The 7,768-nt window shown below is 61.0% G+C and carries 6 protein-coding genes and 2 pseudogenes; 5 read left to right on the forward strand and 3 right to left on the reverse strand.

The genetic code is table 11. From position 1 onward, the window contains the following. Positions 1–389: 389 nt before the first annotated feature. The 5 genes and pseudogenes from J9892_RS15390 to mphR(A) form a co-directional block, all read left to right on the forward strand. Positions 390–1,640: pseudogene (locus tag J9892_RS15390) on the forward strand (transposase); the annotation flags it as partial. A 64-nt stretch (positions 1,641–1,704) separates the two neighbouring features. After that, positions 1,705–2,409, forward strand: coding sequence for an IS6-like element IS26 family transposase (locus J9892_RS15395; RefSeq protein WP_001067855.1), 705 nt, complete (start codon positions 1,705–1,707; stop codon positions 2,407–2,409). Positions 2,410–2,530: 121 nt separating this feature from the next. Further along, a complete protein-coding gene (locus J9892_RS15400; RefSeq protein ID WP_000219391.1) occupies positions 2,531–3,436 on the forward strand; it encodes an Mph(A) family macrolide 2'-phosphotransferase in 906 nt (301 codons plus the stop codon). Then, positions 3,433–4,671, forward strand: a complete 1,239-nt coding sequence (gene mrx(A), locus J9892_RS15405) for a macrolide resistance MFS transporter Mrx(A) (RefSeq protein WP_000004159.1) — start codon at positions 3,433–3,435, stop codon at positions 4,669–4,671. The genes J9892_RS15400 and mrx(A) overlap by 4 nt, the downstream gene beginning before the upstream one ends. Further along, on the forward strand, positions 4,671–5,255 hold the full coding sequence (gene mphR(A) / locus J9892_RS15410) for a macrolide-binding transcriptional repressor MphR(A) (protein WP_001137892.1): 585 nt from the start codon (positions 4,671–4,673) through the stop codon (positions 5,253–5,255). The genes mrx(A) and mphR(A) overlap by 1 nt, the downstream gene beginning before the upstream one ends. 492 nt (positions 5,256–5,747) lie before the next feature. Here mphR(A) and J9892_RS15415 read toward each other — a convergent pair whose 3' ends face one another. The 3 genes and pseudogenes from J9892_RS15415 to J9892_RS15425 form a co-directional block, all read right to left on the reverse strand. After that, entirely contained in the window at positions 5,748–6,512 is a 765-nt protein-coding gene (locus J9892_RS15415; protein WP_001389365.1) for an IS6-like element IS6100 family transposase, read from the reverse strand. Positions 6,513–7,018: 506 nt separating this feature from the next. Then, positions 7,019–7,519 carry a GNAT family N-acetyltransferase gene (locus J9892_RS15420; protein WP_000376623.1) on the reverse strand — a complete coding sequence of 167 codons (501 nt, stop codon included), beginning with the start codon at positions 7,517–7,519 and terminating at the stop codon, positions 7,019–7,021. Positions 7,520–7,646: 127 nt separating this feature from the next. Continuing rightward, positions 7,647–7,768 (reverse strand): annotated as a pseudogene (locus tag J9892_RS15425) (sulfonamide-resistant dihydropteroate synthase Sul1); the annotation flags it as partial.

Here is a 7,768-nt window from a genome sequence, read left to right on the forward strand (position 1 = left end):
GTCGAAAGAATATTGGCATCTTTTGGGAGTTCTAAGTTTCGACCCGTCACTGGTAAATTCTGGCGCATAAGAACCTCAAGGGTTGGCTGTTTTATTTTATTGTTTTCGGCATTAAGCCCAATTTCTTGAGCGTTACGATAAAGCTAGCATGGAAACGATAGGTGCAAGCAAGTTAAGGGTTGCATCGCGCATGTCAATCTAGGCTATACCCTAACTTGATGTCAGGCAGGGCCGCGCCGCTTCGTCAGTGTCATTTTCAGAAGACGACTGCACCAGTTGATTGGGCGTAATGGCTGTTGTGCAGCCAGCTCCTGACAGTTCAATATCAGAAGTGATCTGCACCAATCTCGACTATGCTCAATACTCGTGTGCACCAAAGCGAGGTGAGCATGGCGACGGACACCCCACGGATTCCAGAACAAGGCGTGGCCACTCTGCCTGATGAGGCTTGGGAGCGTGCGCGCCGTCGTGCGGAGATCATCAGTCCGTTGGCGCAGTCGGAGACGGTCGGGCACGAAGCGGCCGATATGGCGGCTCAGGCGCTGGGCTTGTCTCGGCGCCAGGTATACGTTCTGATCCGGCGTGCCCGGCAAGGCAGCGGCCTCGTGACGGATCTGGTGCCCGGCCAGTCCGGTGGAGGTAAAGGTAAGGGGCGCTTGCCGGAACCGGTCGAGCGCGTCATCCACGAGCTACTGCAAAAGCGGTTCCTGACCAAGCAGAAGCGCAGCCTAGCGGCCTTTCACCGCGAAGTCACTCAGGTGTGCAAGGCTCAAAAACTGCGAGTGCCGGCGCGCAATACCGTGGCCTTACGGATCGCTAGCCTTGACCCGCGCAAGGTCATCCGCCGGCGGGAAGGCCAGGATGCCGCTCGTGACCTACAAGGTGTGGGCGGCGAGCCTCCTGCCGTGACCGCGCCGCTGGAGCAGGTGCAGATAGACCATACGGTCATCGACCTGATCGTGGTCGATGACCGCGACCGGCAACCTATTGGCCGCCCGTACCTGACCCTCGCCATCGACGTGTTCACCCGCTGCGTGCTCGGCATGGTCGTCACGCTGGAAGCGCCGTCTGCCGTTTCGGTTGGCCTGTGCCTCGTGCATGTCGCCTGCGACAAGCGCCCTTGGCTGGAAGGACTGAACGTGGAAATGGATTGGCAGATGAGCGGCAAGCCCTTGCTGCTCTACCTAGACAACGCGGCCGAGTTCAAGAGCGAGGCCCTGCGCCGGGGTTGCGAGCAGCATGGCATCCGGCTGGACTATCGCCCGCTGGGACAGCCGCACTATGGCGGCATCGTGGAACGGATCATCGGCACGGCGATGCAGATGATTCACGACGAACTGCCGGGAACGACCTTCTCCAACCCTGACCAGCGCGGCGACTACGATTCCGAAAACAAGGCCGCCCTGACGCTGCGCGAGCTAGAGCGCTGGCTCACATTGGCGGTCGGCACCTACCACGGTTCGGTGCACAACGGCCTGCTCCAACCGCCGGCCGCGCGCTGGGCCGAGGCCGTGGCGCGTGTCGGCGTACCGGCCGTCGTCACACGCGCTACTTCGTTCCTGGTCGATTTTCTGCCGATCCTCCGGCGCACGCTGACCCGCACCGGCTTTGTCATCGACCACATCCACTACTACGCCGATGGGCACTGTTGCAAATAGTCGGTGGTGATAAACTTATCATCCCCTTTTGCTGATGGAGCTGCACATGAACCCATTCAAAGGCCGGCATTTTCAGCGTGACATCATTCTGTGGGCCGTACGCTGGTACTGCAAATACGGCATCAGTTACCGTGAGCTGCAGGAGATGCTGGCTGAACGCGGAGTGAATGTCGATCACTCCACGATTTACCGCTGGGTTCAGCGTTATGCGCCTGAAATGGAAAAACGGCTGCGCTGGTACTGGCGTAACCCTTCCGATCTTTGCCCGTGGCACATGGATGAAACCTACGTGAAGGTCAATGGCCGCTGGGCGTATCTGTACCGGGCCGTCGACAGCCGGGGCCGCACTGTCGATTTTTATCTCTCCTCCCGTCGTAACAGCAAAGCTGCATACCGGTTTCTGGGTAAAATCCTCAACAACGTGAAGAAGTGGCAGATCCCGCGATTCATCAACACGGATAAAGCGCCCGCCTATGGTCGCGCGCTTGCTCTGCTCAAACGCGAAGGCCGGTGCCCGTCTGACGTTGAACACCGACAGATTAAGTACCGGAACAACGTGATTGAATGCGATCATGGCAAACTGAAACGGATAATCGGCGCCACGCTGGGATTTAAATCCATGAAGACGGCTTACGCCACCATCAAAGGTATTGAGGTGATGCGTGCACTACGCAAAGGCCAGGCCTCAGCATTTTATTATGGTGATCCCCTGGGCGAAATGCGCCTGGTAAGCAGAGTTTTTGAAATGTAAGGCCTTTGAATAAGACAAAAGGCTGCCTCATCGCTAACTTTGCAACAGTGCCGGATTGAATATAACCGACGTGACTGTTACATTTAGGTGGCTAAACCCGTCAAGCCCTCAGGAGTGAATCATGACCGTAGTCACGACCGCCGATACCTCCCAACTGTACGCACTTGCAGCCCGACATGGGCTCAAGCTCCATGGCCCGCTGACTGTCAATGAGCTTGGGCTCGACTATAGGATCGTGATCGCCACCGTCGACGATGGACGTCGGTGGGTGCTGCGCATCCCGCGCCGAGCCGAGGTAAGCGCGAAGGTCGAACCAGAGGCGCGGGTGCTGGCAATGCTCAAGAATCGCCTGCCGTTCGCGGTGCCGGACTGGCGCGTGGCCAACGCCGAGCTCGTTGCCTATCCCATGCTCGAAGACTCGACTGCGATGGTCATCCAGCCTGGTTCGTCCACGCCCGACTGGGTCGTGCCGCAGGACTCGGAGGTCTTCGCGGAGAGCTTCGCGACCGCGCTCGCCGCCCTGCATGCCGTCCCCATTTCCGCCGCCGTGGATGCGGGGATGCTCATCCGTACACCGACGCAGGCCCGTCAGAAGGTGGCCGACGACGTTGACCGCGTCCGACGCGAGTTCGTGGTGAACGACAAGCGCCTCCACCGGTGGCAGCGCTGGCTCGACGACGATTCGTCGTGGCCAGATTTCTCCGTGGTGGTGCATGGCGATCTCTACGTGGGCCATGTGCTCATCGACAACACGGAGCGCGTCAGCGGGATGATCGACTGGAGCGAGGCCCGCGTTGATGACCCTGCCATCGACATGGCCGCGCACCTTATGGTCTTTGGTGAAGAGGGGCTCGCGAAGCTCCTCCTCACGTATGAAGCGGCCGGTGGCCGGGTGTGGCCGCGGCTCGCCCACCACATCGCGGAGCGCCTTGCGTTCGGGGCGGTCACCTACGCACTCTTCGCCCTCGACTCGGGTAACGAAGAGTACCTCGCTGCGGCGAAGGCGCAGCTCGCCGCAGCGGAATGAGCGAACGTCGATATAGCCCGCTCGCGACGCTGTTCGCGGCGACCTTTCTCTTCCGGATCGGCAACGCGGTGGCGGCCCTCGCGCTTCCATGGTTCGTCCTGTCTCATACAAAGAGCGCGGCCTGGGCGGGCGCCACGGCCGCTAGCAGCGTCATCGCGACCATCATCGGCGCGTGGGTTGGTGGTGGCCTCGTCGATCGGTTCGGGCGCGCGCCCGTCGCATTGATCTCGGGTGTGGTGGGCGGCGTGGCCATGGCGAGCATCCCACTGCTCGATGCCGTTGGCGCCCTCTCGAACACTGGGCTGATCGCTTGCGTGGTGCTCGGTGCCGCGTTCGACGCACCCGGTATGGCCGCGCAGGACAGTGAGCTGCCCAAACTCGGCCACGTCGCCGGGCTCTCCGTTGAGCGCGTCTCGTCACTGAAAGCGGTGATCGGGAACGTCGCGATTCTAGGTGGCCCGGCCCTTGGGGGGGCCGCAATCGGCCTGCTTGGCGCTGCGCCAACGCTCGGGCTGACGGCGTTCTGCTCCGTCCTTGCAGGTCTGCTCGGCGCGTGGGTGCTTCCCGCGCGTGCCGCTCGGACGATGACCACGACGGCGACTCTCTCCATGCGCGCCGGCGTCGCTTTTCTCTGGAGCGAACCCCTGCTGCGCCCTCTCTTTGGTATAGTGATGATCTTCGTGGGCATCGTTGGCGCCAACGGCAGCGTCATCATGCCTGCGCTGTTTGTAGATGCAGGACGCCAAGTAGCAGAGCTCGGGCTGTTCTCCTCAATGATGGGGGCTGGTGGTCTCCTTGGCATTGCCATTCATGCGTCGGTCGGCGCCCGGATATCAGCGCAGAACTGGCTGGCGGTGGCATTTTGTGGCTCTGCGGTGGGCTCGCTTCTGCTTTCACAGTTGCCAGGCGTGCCGGTGCTGATGTTGTTGGGCGCGCTCGTGGGACTGCTGACCGGCTCAGTCTCTCCCATTCTCAACGCTGCCATCTACAACCGCACGCCGCCAGAACTTCTCGGCCGGGTACTCGGCACGGTCTCGGCGGTGATGCTGTCAGCCTCGCCCATGGTTATGCTTGCGGCCGGCGCGTTTGTCGACCTTGCTGGTCCGCTCCCTGGCCTCGTTGTATCGGCCGTGTTTGCGGGGCTCGTGGCTCTACTCTCGCTCCGTCTTCAATTTGCTACAATGGCGGCGGCAGCCACAGCCTCCGCCCCAACCCATACAGAAGGTGAACACTGATGCCCCGCCCCAAGCTCAAGTCCGATGACGAGGTACTCGAGGCCGCCACCGTAGTGCTGAAGCGTTGCGGTCCCATAGAGTTCACGCTCAGCGGAGTAGCAAAGGAGGTGGGGCTCTCCCGCGCAGCGTTAATCCAGCGCTTCACCAACCGCGATACGCTGCTGGTGAGGATGATGGAGCGCGGCGTCGAGCAGGTGCGGCATTACCTGAATGCGATACCGATAGGCGCAGGGCCGCAAGGGCTCTGGGAATTTTTGCAGGTGCTCGTTCGGAGCATGAACACTCGCAACGACTTCTCGGTGAACTATCTCATCTCCTGGTACGAGCTCCAGGTGCCGGAGCTACGCACGCTTGCGATCCAGCGGAACCGCGCGGTGGTGGAGGGGATCCGCAAGCGACTGCCCCCAGGTGCTCCTGCGGCAGCTGAGTTGCTCCTGCACTCGGTCATCGCTGGCGCGACGATGCAGTGGGCCGTCGATCCGGATGGTGAGCTAGCTGATCATGTGCTGGCTCAGATCGCTGCCATCCTGTGTTTAATGTTTCCCGAACACGACGATTTCCAACTCCTCCAGGCACATGCGTAAACGGAGGTGTGCAGAGTCCCTGCGGCAGGCGACGAACACGACCGTCGTCGATTAGTACCGGTACGGTCGGTGGTATCGAAGTCTTGATCACCACTCAGGTCTACGGCTTACAAATGGTGACCATCCCGATACTTGCGTCAGAGCACCGGGCCGATTCTTTGACAGTGAATCACTCCCGTAAGGTTGTGCCGGTGTGGGTGTCCCGGGTCGAGACGATACTCCGCCAATGCGCCCAGCAAACAACCTGGCCATCGCAGGTGGTGGGGAGCGGTGTGGCGGATGAGTTGGACAAGTTGGTGTAGCAGCACGAGCACGGCGAGATAACATCGCAGGAGTTCGACATGCTCAAGAGACAGCTGATTGCGAATCGCGATGCAGATTCATAACCCGATTGCGGGTTGGCTTCACTCCACCATCACCGAGCAGACTAGCACGGCGGGCTCTGTTGCAAAGATTGGCGGCAGTCAGAGGTAGGCTGTCGCTCTGCGCCGATCAGGCGGCTGCTGCGAAATGGTGGTTGAGCATGCCCATGGCCTCCGTCAGCGCCGAGGGCCCAATGCCAAAAGCTCTCTCCACAAGGCGCACCTCGCCCCTGATGCCGGGCTGCAGGCACCAGGGGCGAGCCTGTCCTTTGCGCAGGGCTCGCATGACTTCGAATCCCTTGATCGTGGCATAGGCCGTGGGGATCGATTTGAAACCGCGCACCGGCTTGATCAGTATCTTGAGCTTTCCGTGATCGGCCTCGATCACGTTATTGAGATACTTCACCTGCCGGTGGGCCGTCTCCCGGTCCAGCTTTCCTTCGCGCTTCAATTCGGTGATCGCTGCACCATAGCTCGGCGCTTTGTCGGTATTGAGCGTGGCAGGCTTTTCCCAGTGCTTCAGGCCTCGCAGGGCCTTGCCCAGGAACCGCTTCGCTGCCTTGGCGCTGCGGGTCGGCGACAGGTAGAAATCGATCGTGTCGCCCCGCTTGTCGACTGCCCGGTACAGGTAGGTCCACTTGCCCCGCACCTTGACGTAGGTTTCATCCAGGCGCCAGCTCGGATCAAAGCCACGCCGCCAGAACCAGCGCAGCCGCTTCTCCATCTCCGGGGCGTAGCACTGGACCCAGCGATAGATCGTCGTATGGTCGACCGAAATGCCGCGTTCCGCCAGCATTTCCTCAAGGTCGCGATAGCTGATCGGATAGCGACAATACCAGCGCACCGCCCACAGGATCACATCACCCTGGAAATGGCGCCACTTGAAATCCGTCATCGTTCCGTCCGTCCAATCTCCGCCAAGCATGCTCAAGCTTCACGATTTTTGCAACAGAGCCCACACGAGTATTGAGCATAGTCGAGATTGGTGCAGATCACTTCTGATATTGAACTGTCAGGAGCTGGCTGCACAACAGCCATTACGCCCAATCAACTGGTGCAGTCGTCTTCTGAAAATGACATTTGGTATCTCTCATAAACGGATGTTTTTGAGAGAACTATCTTCGGCCTTCACACGCACGAAAGGCGGCGAAGCTCCGCCGTTAATCCGTCCGCCGGAGATCTCGCCCAGGCAGGCTGAAGGCCGAGCAAGCCTGACAGGCCCGAAAAGCCCGGCACGGGCGTCGGCGGCGATGACGGCGGCGGCATTATCCAGGGTTGATGATGGAAGTGGAGGATATCGACAACCTCTCGCGCAACCAAGACATCGCGGTCGGACTGCAAGTGATCTTGAAGCCACGGGCCCGTCCCACCCCGACATGGACCTCGATGCCCGAACGGACGTTAGATTTCGAGTTCTAGGCGTTCTGCGATGAAGGTTGGATCCCAGCCGGGATTGAAAGTGTCGACGTGGGTGAATCCGAGCCGCTCGTATAGGCCACGCAGGTTCGGGTGGCAGTCGAGCCGCAGCTTGGCGCACCCCTGCGTTCGCGCGGCATGGCGGCAAGCCTCGATCAGCGCGGAGCTGACACCCCGGCCCGCATGTGTCCGTCGCACCGCGAGCTTGTGCAGATATGCGGCCTCCCCCTTGAGGGCGTCGGGCCAGAACTCGGGATCCTCGGCCGACAAGGTGCAACAGCCGACGATGCCGTCGCTGCAACTCGCGACTAGGAGCTCGGATCTCAGGACGAAGGTCTCCGCGAATGTCCGGTCGATCCGCGCGACGTCCCAGGCGGGCGTTCCCTTGGCGGACATCCACGCCGCAGCGTCGTGCATCAGCCGCACAACCTCGTCGATATCACCCGAGCAGGCGACCCGAACGTTCGGAGGCTCCTCGCTGTCCATTCGCTCCCCTGGCGCGGTATGAACCGCCGCCTCATAGTGCAGTTTGATCCTGACGAGCCCAGCATGTCTGCGCCCACCTTCGCGGAACCTGACCAGGGTCCGCTAGCGGGCGGCCGGAAGGTGAATGCTAGGCATGATCTAACCCTCGGTCTCTGGCGTCGCGACTGCGAAATTTCGCGAGGGTTTCCGAGAAGGTGATTGCGCTTCGCAGATCTCCAGGCGCGTGGGTGCGGACGTAGTCAGCGCCAT

The sequence above is a fragment of the Aeromonas sp. Prich7-2 genome (genome assembly GCF_017939255.1).
In the GTDB taxonomy this organism is placed as follows: Bacteria; Pseudomonadota; Gammaproteobacteria; order Enterobacterales; family Aeromonadaceae; genus Aeromonas; species Aeromonas caviae.

Bases quoted from the DNA above. Each gene is read 5' to 3' on its own strand.
- J9892_RS15395 (WP_001067855.1), top strand. From the start codon at position 1,705: ATGAACCCATTCAAAGGCCGGCATTTTCAGCGTGACATCATTCTGTGG.
- J9892_RS15400 (WP_000219391.1), top strand. From the start codon at position 2,531: ATGACCGTAGTCACGACCGCCGATACCTCCCAACTGTACGCACTTGCA.
- J9892_RS15415 (WP_001389365.1), bottom strand. From the start codon at position 6,512: ATGACGGATTTCAAGTGGCGCCATTTCCAGGGTGATGTGATCCTGTGG.
- J9892_RS15420 (WP_000376623.1), bottom strand. From the start codon at position 7,519: ATGGACAGCGAGGAGCCTCCGAACGTTCGGGTCGCCTGCTCGGGTGAT.